This is a genomic window from Variovorax sp. GW822-FHT04E09 (genome assembly GCF_058800845.1).
This window is the reverse complement of record NZ_JBXAMR010000002.1, coordinates 835,271-851,421: the sequence shown is the minus strand read 5'-3', so window position 1 is coordinate 851,421 and position 16,151 is coordinate 835,271. Positions and strand designations below refer to the sequence as shown.

Here is a 16,151-nt window from a genome sequence, read left to right as displayed (position 1 = left end):
CCTACCCCGCCGCCTCCGCCTCGAGCACCGCCCACTCCGCCTCCGTGAACAGCCGCGAGCGCGTCAGGAAGCGCACCCCCAGCGGCCCTTCCAGCGAGAACATCCCGCCGCGCCCCGGCACCACGTCGATGATCAGCTGCGTGTGCTGCCAGTACTCGAACTGCGGCCCGCTGATGTAGAACGGCATGCCGCCGATGCGGCCCAGCAGCCGGTCGTAGTCGCCCACGATGAACTCGCCCTGGGCGTAGCACATGGGCGCGCTGCCGTCGCAGCAGCCGCCCGACTGATGGAACATCAGCGGGCCGTGCCGTGCGGCGAGGTCGTCGATAAGCGCGAGCGCCGCATCGGTCGCGGTGACGCGCAGGACCTCGCCGGTCATCAGAAGAAGCCCAGCTTGTTCTCGCTGTAGCTCACGAGCAGGTTCTTGGTCTGCTGGTAGTGGTCGAGCATCATCTTGTGGTTCTCTCGCCCGATGCCCGATTGCTTGTAGCCGCCGAAGGCCGCATGCGCCGGGTACTGGTGGTAGCAGTTGGTCCACACGCGCCCCGCCTGGATGCCGCGGCCCATGCGGAAGGCGCGATTCATGTCGCGGCTCCACACGCCGGCACCCAGGCCGTAGAGCGTGTCGTTGGCGATGGACAGCGCTTCTTCCTCGTCCTTGAAGGTGGTGACCGACACCACGGGTCCGAAGATCTCTTCCTGGAAGATGCGCATCTTGTTGTGGCCGCGGAAGACGGTCGGCTTCACGTAGTAGCCGTCGGCCAGGTCGCCTTCGAGTTGCTGGCGTTCGCCGCCGATGAGCACCTGCGCGCCCTCCTGCCGGCCGATGTCCAGGTACGACAGGATCTTTTCGAGCTGCTCGCTCGAGGCCTGCGCGCCGATCATGGTGGCCGCGTCGAGCGGGCTGCCTTGCTTGATGGCGGCCACGCGCTTCAGTGCACGCTCCATGAAGCGGTCGTAGATCGACTCTTGAATGAGCGCGCGGCTCGGGCAGGTGCAGACCTCGCCCTGGTTCAGCGCGAACATCGTGAAGCCTTCGAGCGCCTTGTCGAAGAAGGCGTCGTCGCGCTCCATCACGTCGGCAAAGAAGATGTTGGGCGACTTTCCACCCAGCTCCAGCGTGACCGGAATGAGGTTCTGGCTCGCGTACTGCGAGATCAGCCGGCCCGTGGTGGTCTCGCCGGTGAAGGCGATCTTGCCGATGCGGTTGCTCGACGCCAGCGGCTTGCCCGCCTCCACGCCGAAGCCGTTGACCACGTTCAGCACGCCCGGCGGCAGCAGGTCGCCGATGACCTCCAGCAGCACCAGGATCGACACCGGCGTCTGCTCGGCGGGCTTGAGCACCACGCAGTTGCCGGCCGCCAGCGCGGGCGCGAGCTTCCACACGGCCATGAGGATGGGGAAGTTCCACGGAATGATCTGGCCGACCACGCCGATGGGCTCGTGAAAGTGGTACGCGAAGGTCTCGTGGTCGATCTCGCTGATGCCGCCCTCCTGCGAGCGCACGCACGAGGCGAAGTAGCGGAAGTGGTCGATGGCCAGCGGCAGGTCGGCGGCCATGGTCTCGCGGATCGGCTTGCCGTTGTCCCAGGTCTCGGCGGCGGCCAGCATGGCCAGGTTTTCCTGCATGCGGTCGGCGATGCGGTTCAGGATGTTGGCGCGCTCGGTGGTCGAGGTGCGGCCCCAGGCGGCCTTGGCCTTGTGGGCGGCGTCGAGTGCGCGCTCGATGTCGGCGGCGCTGGAGCGCGGCACTTCGCAGAAGACCTTGCCGGTGACGGGCGTGATGTTGCCGAAATACTGGTTCTCCACCGGCGCGACCCATTCGCCGCCGATGTAGTTGCCGTAGCGCGCCTTGAAAGGCACCGCGGTACCGAATTTGCCCGGTTCGAGCATGTCCATGGGTTGTCTCCGTTGGGTAAGGTGTGAACAGGCGGCGCCACGACATGCGGCGGCCCGCACAGGCACCGCAAGCGGCATACCCGTCGGGATCGGGACAATCCCCAAGCCCCGCGCCACAGGGGCGCGGCCCGCGCAGAGGGTTTCCATTCGCAATCTGCGACAGATGGGCGCGACGGTGGCGACTACGATGTCGCACAAGGCGAATCGCCGGCAATCCCCGTCCACGGAGTCACGCATGACGAGTGAAGCTTCCGCGCCATCGGTCAGCGTCGCGCAGGCGCGCGAGCTGTTCTTCGCGCAGGGCCGCGACCCGGCGCCGTGGATCGCGCCGCACATCTCGCGCTCGTGGCAGCGCAGCCGGCCGGTCGATCCGCATTGCATCGACCCGACGCCGATGGCGCCTTCGCTGCTCAACGAGCGCCGCGAGCAGGCGATGCGCCTGCTCAGCTGCGCGCAGCCCGAACTCGACGGGCTCGCCGAGCACGCGGTGGGCAACGGCTGCATCGTCGCGCTGTCGGACGCCAGCGGCCTGATCCTCGAGGAGATCGGCAGCCCCGACTTCCTGCCCAAGGCCCAGCGCGTGGCGCTGCAGCCCGGCGTGGAATGGTCGGAGAGCCACCGCGGCACCAACGCCATCGGCACGGCGCTGGCCGAGCGCGAGGCGCTGATGGTGCTGGGCGGCGAGCACTACCTGGCGCAGAACGGCCGGCTGGGCTGCGCGGCGGCGCCCATCTTCAGCGGGCGCGGCGAGCTGGCCGGCGCGCTCGACATCTCGGGCGAGACCGCGCGCGTGAACCACCATGCCCTGGGCCTGGTGCGCATGGCGGCGCAGCAGGTCGAGCACCGCATGCTGCTGGCCGAGGCCTCGGGCCACGTGCTGCGCTTCCATGCGCGGCCGGCGCTGATCGGCACCGCGCGCGAAGGGCTGATGGTGATCGAGGGCGGGCGCATCGTGGCGGCCAACCGCGTGGCGCTCGACCTGTTCGGGCGCTCGTGGGAGGGCCTGCTCGACCTCGACGCCGAAGAATTCCTGGGCGCGCAGTGGCCACGCGTGGAGCACCGGCGCAGCCTGCTCACGTTGCCGGGCGGACGGCAGATCGCGACGGTCATGGAGCGCACGGGCACAGCGAACAGCGGCACGGGCCGCACCGGCGCGCGGCAGGTGATGGCCGCGAACGCCGCGCCCGTCGACAACGACGACGTGGTGCGCCCATTGCTGGCGCGCGCCGTGCGCGTGCTCAACGAAGGCGTGCCGGTGCTGGTGAACGGCGAGACCGGCAGCGGCAAGGAGGTGTTCTCGCGCCGCCTGCACGCCGCCAGCCGCCGCAGCGCGGGCCCGTTCGTGGCGGTCGATTGCGCCTCGCTGCCCGAGACGCTGATCGAGGCCGAACTGTTCGGCTACGAAGAAGGCGCCTTCACCGGCGCGCGCCGCAAGGGCATGCCGGGTCGCATCCGCGAAGCGCACGGCGGTGTGCTGTTTCTGGACGAGATCGCCGAGATCCCGCTCGCGCTGCAGACGCGCCTGCTGCGCGTGCTCGAAGGCCGCGTGGTCACGCCGCTGGGCGGCGGCCAGGGCGTGGCGGTCGATTTCGATCTGGTCTGCGCCACGCACGCCGGCCTGCCCGCGCTGGTCGAGGCCGGGCGCTTTCGCGCCGACCTGATGTACCGCGTGGCCGGTTTCACCGTCGCCCTGCCCGCGCTGCACGAGCGCGCCGACCGGCGCGCGCTGATCGCGCGGCTGTTCCTCGAATCGGGTGGCGCCGCCAAGCACCTGTGCCTGGAGAACGACGCGCTCGAACGCCTGGCCGCCTACCGCTGGCCCGGCAACGTGCGCGAGCTGCGCAGCGTGCTGCGTGCGCTCGTGGCGCTGGCCGACCCGGGCGATGCGGTGACGGCCGATGCGCTGCCCGCGCACCTGCAAGACGCCGCACCCCTCGCTGACTTCAGCGAAGCCACACTGTCGCAACCCAACGCGCCCCTGCAGACCATCACGCGCCACGCCATCGACGAAGCGCTGCGCGCCTGCGACCACGACGTGGCGCGCGCGGCCCGCCGGCTCGGCGTTCACCGCAGCACCGTGTACCGCCATCTCGCGCGCCAGCGCCCGCCCGCGGGCAACACCAAAGACTGACTTGCCCGCACGCGCGGGAGCGGCCAGACTTTGCGCATGGCCCTGCCCCCGCATTCATGACCACCGGCAAATCCGCGCGCAAGCTCTCGGCCGTGCCGTCCACCTTGCGAATTCCGCTGGCCGCGCGGGCTTCGGGCGATGCGCTCTTTCCGCAGATGGCCGTGCGCGACGCCTACGCCGCCGGCATCCTCGAGCAGATCCGCGACGACGACCATGCCCTGCCGGACGACCGCACGACCATCTACGGCATCCTCGCGCGCACGCGGCGCTTTCGCAGCCTGGCGCAGGACTTCCTCAAGCTGCACCCGGGCGCGCGCGTCGTGAACATGGGCTGCGGCCTGAGCCACTACTTCCAATGGCTGGACGACGGCAAGTCGCGCATGACCGATGCCGACCTGCCCGAGGTGCTGTCCCTGCGCCGCGAGCTGCTGCCCGACACGCATCCGCGCCACGACCTGCGTGAACTCGACCTCACGGCGCCCGGCTGGTGGGAGCAGCTCGGCCTGCCGCGCAAGCGCCAGGCGCAGCCGGTCTTCCTGTTCACCGAGGGCGTGCTGATGTACCTCACGCCCGAGCAGGTGAACGCCGTGTTCACCACCTTCGGCGAACGCGCGCCTGCGGGCTCGGTGCTGGCCTTCGACGCGATGTGCTGGTTGGCCGTGGGCCGCGCGCGCCAGCACCCTTCGGTGCGCGCGACCGGCGCGGAATTCCAGTGGGGCCTGCGCCGGTACGAAGACCTCACGCAGCCTCATCCGCGCCTGCACCTGGACGGCACCTACCGCGTGATGGAAGGCATCGGCTGGCCCTACACGCTGTTCGCACCGATGGTGCTGTTCTTTCTCGGCGTGCCGATCTATGCGGTGTACGCGCTGAGGGCGAAGGACTAGAACTGGTTCAAGCGAAAGGCACGCTGCGCCACGGGCTGCGCGTGTCGCTCAGCAGCAGACGGTTGGTGCGCAGCAGATGCTCTTCGCGCGCGTCGGAGTACTGCCAGATCAGGCCCGCCGCGATGTAGGCGGCGCTCACCTGCGACCAGCTGGCATAGGCCGCGCGCACCTGCGATGCAAGGCCGCCCGCAAAGTCCGCGAACTCCGCGCGTTCGATGAAGCCCAGCTGCACCGCCCAGCGCGACAGGCTGGCCAGGCGCACCGCGTCCCAGGCCACCAGGTTCGTCAGCTGGTCCGGCGCCACGCCGAAGTGCTTGCGCAGGGCGCTGACCCAGCTCTGGCTGCCGGTCATCAGCTGGCTCAGCTCGGCGCTCGAGTGCCCGGTCTGCGCGGACAGCGCCCGCATGTCCAGGTGCTCGCGCGCCTTGATCTGGAAGAACGCGGGAAACCACGCGTCCATGACCAGGCGCAGCACGCCGGGCGTGGACTGCACCGCCGCATCGATCGCGCCGATGGCCTTCCAGGCCGGCAGGTACTTCGCGCGCTGCCCGTCCTCGGTCAGCCAGCGCGCGGTCTGCTCGAAGCTCGCGCGGTCGCTCACGTTCCACACCTGCGCGATGCCTTCGCGCAGGGTGTCGTTGTCCTTGCCGGTGAGCACCGCGTTCACGCAGTCGCCGTTGAAGGCCGACAGCGGCGTGCTCAATGTGACCAGCCACTGCTCCTGCGCGGAAAGCGCTGACGCGGCGGCGTCGAACTTGAGCTTGTCGTTGTCGAGCATCGCGTGCGCGAGCGTGTCCTTGAACCCCATGAAAACTCCTCCGAGATTTGTTGAATGCCGCGCGGGCGAATCAGGCCTTCGATTGCAGGCGCACAACCTCCTGCTGCAGGAACGCGAGGAAAGGTGCGCGCAGCGATTCCTTCATGTGCGCGGGCAGCGCCATCGGCGGGGTCGAGCCCGTCAGCAGCTGGTCGCCCTTCTCTCCGATCTGCAGCGCGCGCACTTCCACGCGCTCCAGCGCGATGCGCAGCGGCGACTCCATCAGATCCTTGCCGTACAGCGCCTGCGCCGTGAGCGCCACGCCGTAGGGGCCGCCGAACAGCGGAAAGTCGGCCAGCGCGAACTGCAGCGTCTCGCCCGCGGGAATCTGGAACTTGTCCGTCACCTTGCCCAGCTTCTTGGCCAGCTTCGGGTTGGCGGGGTCGAGCAAGGTGTCGGTCGCGCCGTGGTCGGCCACCAGCTCGGCCAGCGTCCAGACGCGCTGCTGCGCCTGCCGCTGGCTGCCGTTTTCCGCGTGGTACGCGACCACCGCCGCGACCGTCGGCGCCAGCAACTCGCCGCAGCGTTTGAGCAGCACCGGCTCGGGCGCGTCGGCCACGCCGGACCAGTCTTTCCAGGCCTTGAAGCGCGCGAGCAGCATCGAGACGAACGAAGGTGCATCGTCCGCGCGCGCAGGCAAGGCATGGCCCTGCGCCGGCGGCGGTGCGGCCGACAGCACGGTGAAGTCGTCCTGCACGTACACCGCCTGGTCGGTCAGCAGCAGGCCTTGCGAGGTGCGCTTGCCGCTGAGCCGGTTCATCGCGTGGTAGCCCAGGAAGAAGAGCGGAATTTCGTCGCCCAGCCACGGCCTGGGCAGGTACATCTGCTCGACCGCCTGCGCGAACACCTGCGGTGCGTCTTCGTGGTCGGGGTGGTCTGCCTGGTCGGGCAGGAAGGAAAAGGCCGACAGGTCGGCATGCAACGGTGCCTGCACCTGTTGCTGCACGCGTGCGCGCAAGGCATCGCCGTGGCGCGCGCGTTCGGGCGGCAACGCGCCCAGGTGATCGGTGAACGACGAAAAAACGAATGACATGCTGAATCTCTCCCTGAAACCGTGGTTGTGAATGGGTAAGCGGCCCGGCATCTGCTTCCGTGGGCCATGCACGGCAGATCGGCCGTGACCGCGGCGTGTCCTGGAAGGACACCGCCGCAACGCCGGCCCAAGGGAAGTGTTCCCCGGCGGCTCACGGACTGGATGATCACGCGCCCCCATGTCAGGGGCGCGGCCATGCTACTGGGAAGCGTCGCCTGGCATTCTGACGAATTCTGCGAGGCCGCGCGATCACGAGATTCGCGCCGCTAGCATCACCGCATCTTCAAACCGTGGCCGCACCGCGACACGCCACACACGGGAGTCAAACGAATGGGTACATGGTCGACAGCAGGCTTCGGCAACGACGAGGCACTCGATTGGCTGGCTGAACTGCAGGAAGCCGATGACGCCCTCGCCTTCATCCGCGAGACGCTGGATTCAGGTTCGACCGAAGGCACCGTCGCCGCGGCCGAAGTGCTGGCACTGCTCGCCGGACACGGCAGCGCCGACGTGCACCCGGATGCCGTCGACTGGTGCGCCGGCAAGGCCGCGCCGCCCACCGACCTGCGCCATGCCGCCGCCGACGCGCTGCAGGCCATCCTCGACGACCCCGATGCGGACGGGCACGACACCTGGGCCGAGCTGGGCGAGGACGACGAGGACTACCTTGCGTGGCTGGCGAACCTGAAGAGCCTGCAGGTCCGGCTGCGCGGCTGAACCGCGCTGAACGCGCCCGGCGTTCCGGCCAAAGCGTGCGCCGTGTTACGTAACGAGTGGCGACAGCTGCCCGTTTTGCACCACGGGCCTGACAGGGCCATTCGCACAAAATTCGTTTCGAATCAACGGGATACGGCGTTTTCGGCCCGTCGCTGACGGCTGAAGTCGAAGGCGGCACGCATGTTGCCCTCTGTAGTCATTTATTTGACGAGGAGGCCGCATGACCACCACCGTATCGCCGATCGCTTCGATCCCCGCCGCCGCCGAAAGCGGCGCCCCCGTGGTGCTTGCACAGGCCAGCGTCACCCCCCTGGGCCCCGTCGGATCGGGCGCCCCCATGGCCGCGCCCGCCGGGCCGACCAGCCTGGGCACCCTGTCCAACGCCACGCCCGGCACGGTCGTCATGCGCGACGGATTTCGCATGCCGGTGGACGGCAACCAGACCCTCGTCGCCGGCGACCGGGTGATCGTGCCCGACGGCGGCCAAGCCAACGTGCTCTTCCCCGGCTCGGCCACCAACAAGGCGCCGCTGGCCGGTGTGTTCGCGGGCGGCACCGACGCCACCATCACCTCGACCAAGCTGTCCAGCGGCCTGGAGCAGGTGAACGTCGACGTGGCCGCCGGCAACCTCGATGTCACCTCGCCCGACAGCGACGCGGAAGCCGCGGCGCTCGCCGTGAGCAAGAAGACCGCAGCCGGCAGCGGCATCGGCCTGGGCGAATTCGCACTCGGCGCGCTGGGCGCCATCGGGCTGGGCGCCGCACTGAGCGGCGGTGGCGGCGGCGACGGCGGCGGCTTTCCCCTGTTCGTCTCGGGCATCGGCGACAGCGACGCGGATGCCGATTCGGATGCCGATGCAGACGCCGACTCCGACTCGGATGCAGACGCCGATGCCGATGCCGATTCGGACGCCGACGCGGATTCGGATGCAGACGCCGACGCTGATGCGGACGCCGATTCGGACGCGGATGCCGATGCCGACGCGGACCACCTGCTCGATCCGGGCGACGGCCTCGCCGGGCACCTGCTGGGCGCCCTCGACAACGCGCTCGGCCTGGGCGGCGGTGCGACCAACGTGCGCAGCGCCTCCGGCTCGTCGGGCACGCTGGCCTCGCTGATGCCGGTGGCCGACGGCCTCACCGACCTGGTCGACGACCTGCTCTCGCCGGTCACCGGCGAGGAGTTCAAGCCCAACGATCCCAATGAGTTCGAACCGGTGGACAACGCGGTCGAAAACATTGCCGTTCACGTGGGCGGCGTGCTGACCCCCGTGGTCGACGGCCTGCTCGGCGAAGGCCTGACCGACGCCCTCGTCGGCTCGCTGATTGGCCAGGTCGACTACCTGACCGACGCGCTGGGCAATGCGCTGGAGAACGTCCTGGGCAGCGAAGGCCTGCTCGGCGGCATCACTACCCCGCTGGGCCTGGACGGCCTCGTGGACGACCTGCTCGGCACGGACGGTGTCGTCGGCCAGGTGCTCGAGGGGCTGCTGGGTGACGGCAGCCTGCTGGGCAGCGTGCTCGGCGAAGACGGGTTGATCGGGCAGTTGCTGGGCGATGACGGGCTGCTCGGTGGCATGCTGGGCGATGACGGCCTGCTGGGTGGAGTGCTCGGTGGCGAAGGCGGCTTGCTGGGCGGTGTGCTGGGTGACGACGGCCTGTTGGGCGGTTTGCTCGGTGGCGACGGGGGCCTGCTCGGCGGTGTGCTGGGCGATGACGGCCTGCTGGGTGGCGTCCTCGGCGGTGAAGGCGGCTTGCTCGGTGGTGTGCTGGGTGACAACGGCCTGCTGGGTGGCTTGCTCGGTGGCGATGGAGGTCTGCTCGGCGGTGTGCTCGGCGACGACGGATTGCTGGGCGGTGTCCTCGGTGGCGAAGGTGGCTTGCTCGGGGGCGTGCTGGGCAACGACGGCCTGCTGGGTGGCGTCCTCGGCGGCGAAGGTGGCTTGCTCGGGGGCGTGCTGGGCGACGATGGCCTTGTCAACGGCCTCCTCGGCGACGAAGGCATCCTGGGCGGCGTGCTCGGCGGCGACGGCGCCCTGTCCGGCCTGCTCGGCAGCGAAGGCCTCACCGGCGGACTGCTCGGTGGCGACGGGCTCGTGGACAGCCTGCTCGGTCCCGACGGCGCAGTCGGCTCCCTGCTGAACGCGACCCCGCTGGCCGGCCTGCTCGGCGGCGAAGACGGCTTGCTCAGCGGCCTGCTGGGCGATGACGGGCTCCTGGGTGGCGTCCTCGGTGACGACGGCCTGCTGGGCGGTGTGCTGGGCGACGACGGCATCCTCGGTGCCGAAGGCCCGGTCGGCGGCCTGTTGAATGGCGTCCTTGGCGGCGACGGCGGCGGCCTGCTCGGCGGTGTGCTGGGTGACGATGGCTTGTTGGGCGGACTGCTCGGCGGTGACGGCGGCTTGCTGGGTGGCTTACTCGGCGACGACGGCCTTTTGGGCGGCGTCCTCGGTGGCGACGGTGGCCTGCTCGGCGGCGTACTGGGTGACGACGGCCTGCTGGGTGGCGTCCTCGGCGGCGAGGGAGGCCTGCTCGGCGGCTTGCTGGGTGACGAAGGCCTGCTGGGCAGCCTGCTCGGCGGCGGCGACGGCGGATTGCTTGGCGGCGTGTTGGGTGACGACGGCTTGCTGGGCGGTGTCCTCGGCGGCGACGGTGGTCTGCTCGGTGGATTGCTGGGCGACGATGGCTTGCTGGGTGGCGTCCTCGGCGGTGACGGCGGTCTGCTCGGCGGCGTGCTCGGTGACGACGGCCTGCTGGGCGGCGTCCTCGGCGGTGACGGTGGGCTGCTCGGCGGCGTGCTCGGTGACGACGGTCTCTTGGGCGGTGTCCTCGGTGGTGACGGTGGTCTGCTCGGCGGTGTACTGGGTGACGACGGCCTGCTGGGCGGCGTCCTTGGCGGGGACGGCGGTTTGCTCGGCGGCGTGCTCGGTGACGACGGCCTGCTGGGCGGCGTCCTCGGTGGCGGCGAAGGCGGCTTGCTCGGCGGCATCGTCGGCGAAGACGGCCTCGTGGGCAGCCTGCTCGGCGGCTTGCTCGGAGGCAAGAGCCCCGTCGCGGACATCCTGGAGCCGGTGTCGTCGGTGCTCTGCCATGCAAGCGATGCCGTGGCACCGGTCGTGGCCGAGGCCACGCAAGCCGCATCCGGCGCCGCGGTGCCCGCGGCCGACATCCTGGCCGGCGCCAGCTCGGCAGTTGCCCCGGTGGTCGCCGAGGTGGTGAACACCGTCGAGCACGCGGTCACGCCGCTGGTGTGTGAGGTCGTGGCCCCGATCACCAGCCTGGTCGACCACAGCGGCACAGGCTCCGCGCTGGCGCCCGTGACGAACATCCTGCACGGCCTGCTGGGCTGACCGAAGGGAGGGAGAGGCCGGCAACGGCCCTCCCCTTTGTTCCAATTCGCGCACACGAAGGCGCAGCGCACCGTTTCTGGCGCGCTGCGCCTTCGCACGCCTGCCGTGCACAATCGGCGCTCCCGAGACCAGAGCCCCTCTGCCCCACGCCGCGCATGCGAATCCACGAACTGAAACGACGACTCCGCGAGGCCGGGGCCGGCCCCAGCCACGAGCAGCGCATCCTGCGACTGTGGTCGCATGCGCTGCCGCGCAACAGCGGCAGGCGCCTGCCGGCCACCTTCTTCCCATCGTCGCTGATGGAGGCCCTGCCAGCCATCGAGGCCGAGCTTGCGGGCCTGGCGCGCATCCACGCGGTTCACCCCGGTGCCGACGGCTCCGAGCGGCTCCTCGTCGCGCTGGCCGATGGCCAAACGGTGGAAAGCGTGCTGCTGCCGCGCGACGGGCTGTGCGTGTCGTCACAGGTCGGCTGCGCCGTCGGGTGCCAGTTCTGCATGACGGGCCGCGACGGCCTGCTGCGCCAGGTCGAAAGCGCCGAAATCATTGCCCAGGTGGCGCTCGCGCGCCTGCGCCGGCCCGTACGCAAGGTGGTGTTCATGGGCATGGGCGAGCCGGCGCACAACCTGGACAACGTGATCGAGGCCATCGAGCTGCTCGGCACGGTCGGCAACATCGGCCACAAGAACCTGGTGTTCTCCACCGTGGGCGATCCGCGCGTGTTCGAGCGGCTGCTGCAAGCGCGCGTGCGGCCCGCGCTGGCGCTCTCGCTGCACACCACCAATGCCGAGCTGCGCAAGAAGCTCCTGCCGCGCGCACCGAACCTGACGCCTGAAGCCCTCATCGACGCGGGCGAGCGCTATGCCCGAGCCACCGGCTACCCCATCCAGTACCAGTGGACGCTGCTCGAAGGCGTGAACGACGGGCCCGAGGAAGTCGAGGGCATCGTGCGTCTGCTGTCGGGCAAGTACGGCGTGCTGAACATGATCCCGTTCAACACGGTGGACGGCGTGGCCTTCGGCCGCCCGTCACGCGAGCGCTGCGAGCAGATGGCCCGCACGCTGCACGAACGCGGCATCCTCACGAAGCTGCGCTATTCGGCCGGCCAGGACGTCGACGGCGGTTGCGGCCAGCTGCGGGCACGCGCGGCCGAGGTGCGGGTGACGGTGCCGATCCGCCGCGCCGACGAGCGGCTCAGCTGAGCGAGGCCATCCAGTCCCACACCGCGCCGGGCACCTCGACCATCACGTTGTGGCCGTGCGGGCCCAGGTCGCGGGCGTCGGGGTCGAGGGAACGGGTCTGTTCCATCGTCACCAGCGCATCGTGGCGGCCCCGGCCGAGATGGACGGGGCAGCGCGCCAGACCGACCAGTTCGGACAGCGGCGGCTTGCCCACGGCGTTGGCGCGCGGGTCCATCGCGAGGCGCCAACCCTCCTCATCTTTCGTCACGCCGCGCGCCACGACGGGCGCCGTCGCGTCGGCGATCCCCGCGAGACCGGAGACTTTCAGATAGCGGTCCCGAGCCTCTTCTTCCGTAGCAAACTTCTTCGCGGGCTGCGTCGCCAGCGTCTCCATGCGGCGGACTTCTTCATCGCTCCATCCGACCTTGATGCCCGCCGCGAACACCGCGTGCGGCACGACGCCAAACCATCCCGTCGCAAGCGCCAGGCCGATCACGCCGCCCAGCGAATGGCCGAGCACCACGAGGCGGCCTTCGGGCTGCAGATGCGGCAGCACCGCGCGCGCCACGGTGGCGGCGTGCTGGCCGATGGCGTAGGAGGCCTGCCGGTCCGATGCGCCGTGCCCGGGCAGGTCGAGCGCAAGCCAACGGCCGCGCCATCGCGCATCCGCCTGCGCGCACAGCGGCGACCACACCGCGCTTGTCGCGCCCATGCCGTGCAGCAGCACCAGCAGGTCCGGGCCTTCGCCGCCTTGTTCCGTGTACATGTCCTTTGTCTCCTGGCACTTTCGATGGCGCGAGAATACTCGGCGACGCCCCGAAAAGGGCCCGATCGGCGCCCGCTGCCGCAAGACAGCGCGGGGCCTTGTCCGGCCCCGTTTGCGCGGAATGGCTGACGCGCCGTACCCTGTGGTCCGGGGCATGCTTGGCGTTGTTTTCCCCCGTCTCCCCGACGCTTCTCTTTTCCCTTCTCCTCCAAAGGCTTTCGCCGCCCCTCAAGAACCCATGCTTGATCGCCGATCCTTCCTCGCCGCCGGCAGTGCCGCCGCCGCACTCGCCGCCCTGGGACTGCCCGAAGAGGCGCTGGCCGCCAACGGCCTGCAACTGAGCCAGCCGGCGCCCTTCTCCTTCGATGCGCTCGTCGCGCAGGCCAAGCGCCTCGCGGCCCGCCCCTACACCGCCGCCGCGCCGCTGGCGCCGCAGGTGCTGGAGCGCATCGACTACGACGCGCACGGCAAGATCCGCTTCGACCCCGCCAACGCCCTCTTCCGCGACGGGCCTGGCGCATTTCCCGTCACGTTCTTCCACCTCGGCCGCTTCTTCCAGACGCCGGTGCGCATGCACGTGCTGGAGACCGCCGGCGGCGACAGCTTTGCGCGCGAGGTGCTCTACAGCCCGTCGTACTTCTCGATGCCCCCTGACAGCCCCGCGCGCGCACTGCCCGAAGGCGCCGGCTTCGCGGGCTTTCGCCTGCAGGAAAGCCGCCTGGGCGACAAGGGCAAGCTCGACTGGCAGAAGAACGACTGGGTCGCCTTTCTCGGCGCCTCGTACTTCCGCGCCATCGGCGAGCTCTACCAATACGGCCTGTCGGCGCGCGGCATCGCGCTCGACGTCGCGGTGCCCGACAAGCCCGAGGAGTTCCCGAACTTCACGCGCTTCTATTTCGAAACGCCGGCCGCGGGCAACACCACCACGATGACCGTCTACGCGCTGCTCGAGGGGCCCAGCGTCACGGGCGTGTTCAAGTTCGTCATGCAGCGCGGCAAGGCCGTCATCATGGACATCGACGCGCGCGTGTTCCTGCGCCGCGACGTGTCGCGGCTGGGCCTGGTGCCGCTCACGTCGATGTACTGGTACTCGGAAACCATCAAGCCCACCGCCATCGACTGGCGCCCCGAGGTGCACGACTCCGACGGCCTCGCGATCTGGAACGGCGCGGGCGAGCGCATCTGGCGCCCGCTCAACAACCCCACGCAGACCCGCGCCTCCGCCTTCGCCGACACCCGGCCGCGCGGCTTCGGCCTGCTGCAGCGCGACCGCAACTTCGACCACTACCAGGACGGCGTCAACTACGAGAAGCGCCCCAGCCTGTGGATCGAACCGCTGGGCGACTGGGGCGAAGGCTCGGTCCAGCTCATCGAGATCCCGACCGACGACGAGATCCACGACAACACCGTCGCCTTCTGGGTGCCCAAGGCCGATGCAAAAGCCGGCGCGAGCTACAGCCTGCAATACCGGCTGCACTGGACCGACCAGGAGCCCTTTCCGTCACCGCTCGCGCGCTGCGTCGCCACCCGCATCGGCCGCGGCGGCCAACCGGGCCAGCCGCGCCCGCAAGGCGTGCGCAAATTCATGGTGGAGTTCATCGGACAGCCGCTCACCACCGTGCCCTTCGGCGTCAAGCCCGAACTGGTGCTCACCGCGCCGCGCGGCAAGTTCTCCTACGTCTTCGCCGAAGCCGTGCCGAATGGCGTGCCGGGCCACTGGCGCGCGCAGTTCGACTTCACGCCCGAGGGCACGGAGCCGGTCGACATGCGGCTGTATCTGAAGAACGGGGATCAGACGTTGACGGAGACCTGGCTGTATCAGTATCAGCCGGGGTGAGCGAGAACGGCTGCATCTTGCAGCCTCAGTTGATTCGTGCGTTGGTCAGTTCCATGTCTTCGAACTGACTGCCTATGAAGTCGACCTGCTCGCCCTGCAGGTTGGTCGCGTTCACCTGCGTACCTCGGCATTCAAGCAACTTCAGACCTGACCAATGGCTCGCATCGAAGTTCAGTTCGGTCCAGTTGCATCGAGTGAAGGTGCAATCACTGAGCGTGCTGGCCTTGAGCTGCGATGCACTGAAAGTGCAGTCGATGAAGGTGCATCCGCTGATCGCGATGCGCTGCATGTCGCATTGGCTGAAAGAGCAACCGCTGAACTGGCATGCGGTCCAGACGGCATCTTGAAAAGTGGTCGCAGTGAAGCTGCTGCCACTGAAGGCGCTGGACGAGAAGGTGATCAGGTTGAGGTCCAGGCCGGCGTAGGCCTTGCCATCGCTCTGGCCGGAAAGACCCGCCGGCGCACCGCCTGCGCCTTTTCGCCACTTGTCGTGGTCCTCGATGATTTGTTTGGCGCTCATGGTGCTCTCAACCTATCCGACCGCACATGACGAAACACACGAACGCCCAATAGAGCCCGCAAAGCACGACGAGGAGCGCAAGAACCACCCACAGGATGGTTCCAGCCACCGATCCTGGCTTTTTCTTTTCCTGCTTAGCCATGTTGGACAACTCCCTGCGCATCGCGGCCGAGATCGGCAGCCTCGCTCGCGCCCAGGTTGAGTGCGTCGGGGCTCTTGAGCAGCAGCTCGTACCCGAACAGGCGGTTGACGCCTTCGCGCCCATACAAACGAACCGGCTCGAGCGCCGGACGCCCCAGAAACACCGGAACGGCGGTGCTGTTGATGTCGAGCGTGCGCGTTGGCGCAGCACGGAGTGCGGACATGTATTCCTCCCAGAAGCCGCTCCTGTGGATCAGGAGTCAGGCGGCGGATTGTGGGAGGCCCATGCGCGCAAAAACGAGAGGAAAGAATCGGGCAACTATTGCGAAGCGAGCAGCGTGACAGACTGCACGCGTCGCTCATTGCCCAGGCCGGCGCTGACCGGCTTCGGCCGCTATCGCTTCGTGACCGACACCAGCTCGACTTCGAAATTCAGCGTCGCATTCGGCGGAATCAGGCCGTTGCCCGCACCGCGCGCACCATAAGCAATCGACGCCGGGCAGGTCAGCTTGGCCTTGCCGCCCGGCTTCATCTTCTGCACGCCTTCGGTCCAGCACGGGATCACGCCGTTGAGCGGGAACTCGGTGGGTTCGCCGCGCTTGTACGAGCTGTCGAACTCCTTGCCGCTGTCGGGGAAGGTGCCGCGGTAGTGCACCTTGACCACGTCGGTGGCGGCGGGCGATGCGCCGGTGCCTTCCTTGAGCGACTGGTAGATCAGGCCGCTGGGCGTGGTGACCGCCGCGGACTGCGCAAAGGCTGCGGGAATGGCAAGGACGGACACGAGCGCGGCACAGACAAATGACTTCACGAAACACCTCGGTGGTTGAAAAGCTGCCGATTATGGACAGCCCCCGTGAAGCCGCCTGTACGCCGATG

At 69.1% G+C, this 16,151-nt stretch carries 14 protein-coding genes; 6 read left to right on the top strand and 8 right to left on the bottom strand.

Features of this window, described 5'->3' with window-relative positions:
• Position 1: 1 nt before the first annotated feature.
• Both AC1RL8_RS11370 and adh read right to left on the bottom strand, forming a co-directional pair.
• On the bottom strand, positions 2 to 379 hold the full coding sequence (locus AC1RL8_RS11370) for a DUF779 domain-containing protein (protein ID WP_062476386.1): 378 nt from the start codon (positions 377 to 379) through the stop codon (positions 2 to 4).
• Positions 379 to 1,899, bottom strand: coding sequence for an aldehyde dehydrogenase (adh, locus tag AC1RL8_RS11365; RefSeq protein ID WP_492685347.1), 1,521 nt, complete (start codon positions 1,897 to 1,899; stop codon positions 379 to 381). Before adh ends, AC1RL8_RS11370 begins: the two co-directional genes overlap by 1 nt.
• A 235-nt stretch (positions 1,900 to 2,134) precedes the next feature.
• On the opposite strand from adh, the gene AC1RL8_RS11360 reads away from it, so the two are divergent.
• The gene (locus AC1RL8_RS11360) at positions 2,135 to 4,030 is read left to right on the top strand and encodes a sigma-54-dependent Fis family transcriptional regulator (RefSeq protein WP_492685346.1); all 1,896 of its coding nucleotides are present in this window, start codon (positions 2,135 to 2,137) and stop codon (positions 4,028 to 4,030) included.
• Between the two features lie 56 nt (positions 4,031 to 4,086).
• Entirely contained in the window at positions 4,087 to 4,917 is an 831-nt protein-coding gene (locus tag AC1RL8_RS11355; RefSeq protein ID WP_492685345.1) for a class I SAM-dependent methyltransferase, read from the top strand.
• A 7-nt stretch (positions 4,918 to 4,924) separates the two neighbouring features.
• On the opposite strand, the gene AC1RL8_RS11350 is transcribed toward AC1RL8_RS11355, so the two are convergent.
• Both AC1RL8_RS11350 and AC1RL8_RS11345 read right to left on the bottom strand, forming a co-directional pair.
• Complete coding sequence (locus AC1RL8_RS11350) at positions 4,925 to 5,725, bottom strand: DUF1266 domain-containing protein (protein ID WP_492685344.1); 801 nt, start codon at positions 5,723 to 5,725, stop codon at positions 4,925 to 4,927.
• 40 nt (positions 5,726 to 5,765) lie between these two features.
• Positions 5,766 to 6,767 carry a hypothetical protein gene (locus AC1RL8_RS11345; RefSeq protein ID WP_492685343.1) on the bottom strand — a complete coding sequence of 334 codons (1,002 nt, stop codon included), beginning with the start codon at positions 6,765 to 6,767 and terminating at the stop codon, positions 5,766 to 5,768.
• A gap of 330 nt (positions 6,768 to 7,097) precedes the next feature.
• On the opposite strand from AC1RL8_RS11345, the gene AC1RL8_RS11340 reads away from it, so the two are divergent.
• From AC1RL8_RS11340 to AC1RL8_RS11330, 3 genes are all read left to right on the top strand, one after another.
• Positions 7,098 to 7,484: a DUF4259 domain-containing protein gene (locus AC1RL8_RS11340; protein ID WP_082818166.1), complete on the top strand. Its 387-nt coding sequence runs from the start codon at positions 7,098 to 7,100 to the stop codon at positions 7,482 to 7,484.
• A 220-nt stretch (positions 7,485 to 7,704) separates the two neighbouring features.
• A complete protein-coding gene (locus AC1RL8_RS11335; protein WP_492685342.1) occupies positions 7,705 to 10,833 on the top strand; it encodes a hypothetical protein in 3,129 nt (1,042 codons plus the stop codon).
• Between the two features lie 155 nt (positions 10,834 to 10,988).
• A complete protein-coding gene (locus AC1RL8_RS11330) occupies positions 10,989 to 12,032 on the top strand; it encodes an RNA methyltransferase (protein ID WP_070059358.1) in 1,044 nt (347 codons plus the stop codon).
• On the opposite strand, the gene AC1RL8_RS11325 is transcribed toward AC1RL8_RS11330, so the two are convergent.
• Positions 12,025 to 12,777 carry an alpha/beta fold hydrolase gene (locus tag AC1RL8_RS11325; protein ID WP_492685341.1) on the bottom strand — a complete coding sequence of 251 codons (753 nt, stop codon included), beginning with the start codon at positions 12,775 to 12,777 and terminating at the stop codon, positions 12,025 to 12,027. The genes AC1RL8_RS11330 and AC1RL8_RS11325 overlap by 8 nt on opposite strands.
• A 238-nt stretch (positions 12,778 to 13,015) precedes the next feature.
• Here AC1RL8_RS11325 and AC1RL8_RS11320 point away from each other — a divergent pair, with 238 nt between their 5' ends.
• Positions 13,016 to 14,614: an OpgD/OpgG family glucan biosynthesis protein gene (locus AC1RL8_RS11320; RefSeq protein WP_492685340.1), complete on the top strand. Its 1,599-nt coding sequence runs from the start codon at positions 13,016 to 13,018 to the stop codon at positions 14,612 to 14,614.
• A 25-nt stretch (positions 14,615 to 14,639) separates the two neighbouring features.
• On the opposite strand, the gene AC1RL8_RS11315 is transcribed toward AC1RL8_RS11320, so the two are convergent.
• The 3 genes from AC1RL8_RS11315 to AC1RL8_RS11305 all read right to left on the bottom strand — a co-directional run bounded on the left by AC1RL8_RS11315 (position 14,640) and on the right by AC1RL8_RS11305 (position 16,083).
• On the bottom strand, positions 14,640 to 15,134 hold the full coding sequence (locus AC1RL8_RS11315; protein ID WP_492685339.1) for a pentapeptide repeat-containing protein: 495 nt from the start codon (positions 15,132 to 15,134) through the stop codon (positions 14,640 to 14,642).
• Positions 15,135 to 15,268: 134 nt separating this feature from the next.
• A complete protein-coding gene (locus tag AC1RL8_RS11310; protein WP_492685338.1) occupies positions 15,269 to 15,499 on the bottom strand; it encodes a hypothetical protein in 231 nt (76 codons plus the stop codon).
• 170 nt (positions 15,500 to 15,669) lie between these two features.
• On the bottom strand, positions 15,670 to 16,083 hold the full coding sequence (locus tag AC1RL8_RS11305) for an FKBP-type peptidyl-prolyl cis-trans isomerase (protein WP_307694011.1): 414 nt from the start codon (positions 16,081 to 16,083) through the stop codon (positions 15,670 to 15,672).
• Between the last annotated feature and the right edge of the window lie 68 nt (positions 16,084 to 16,151).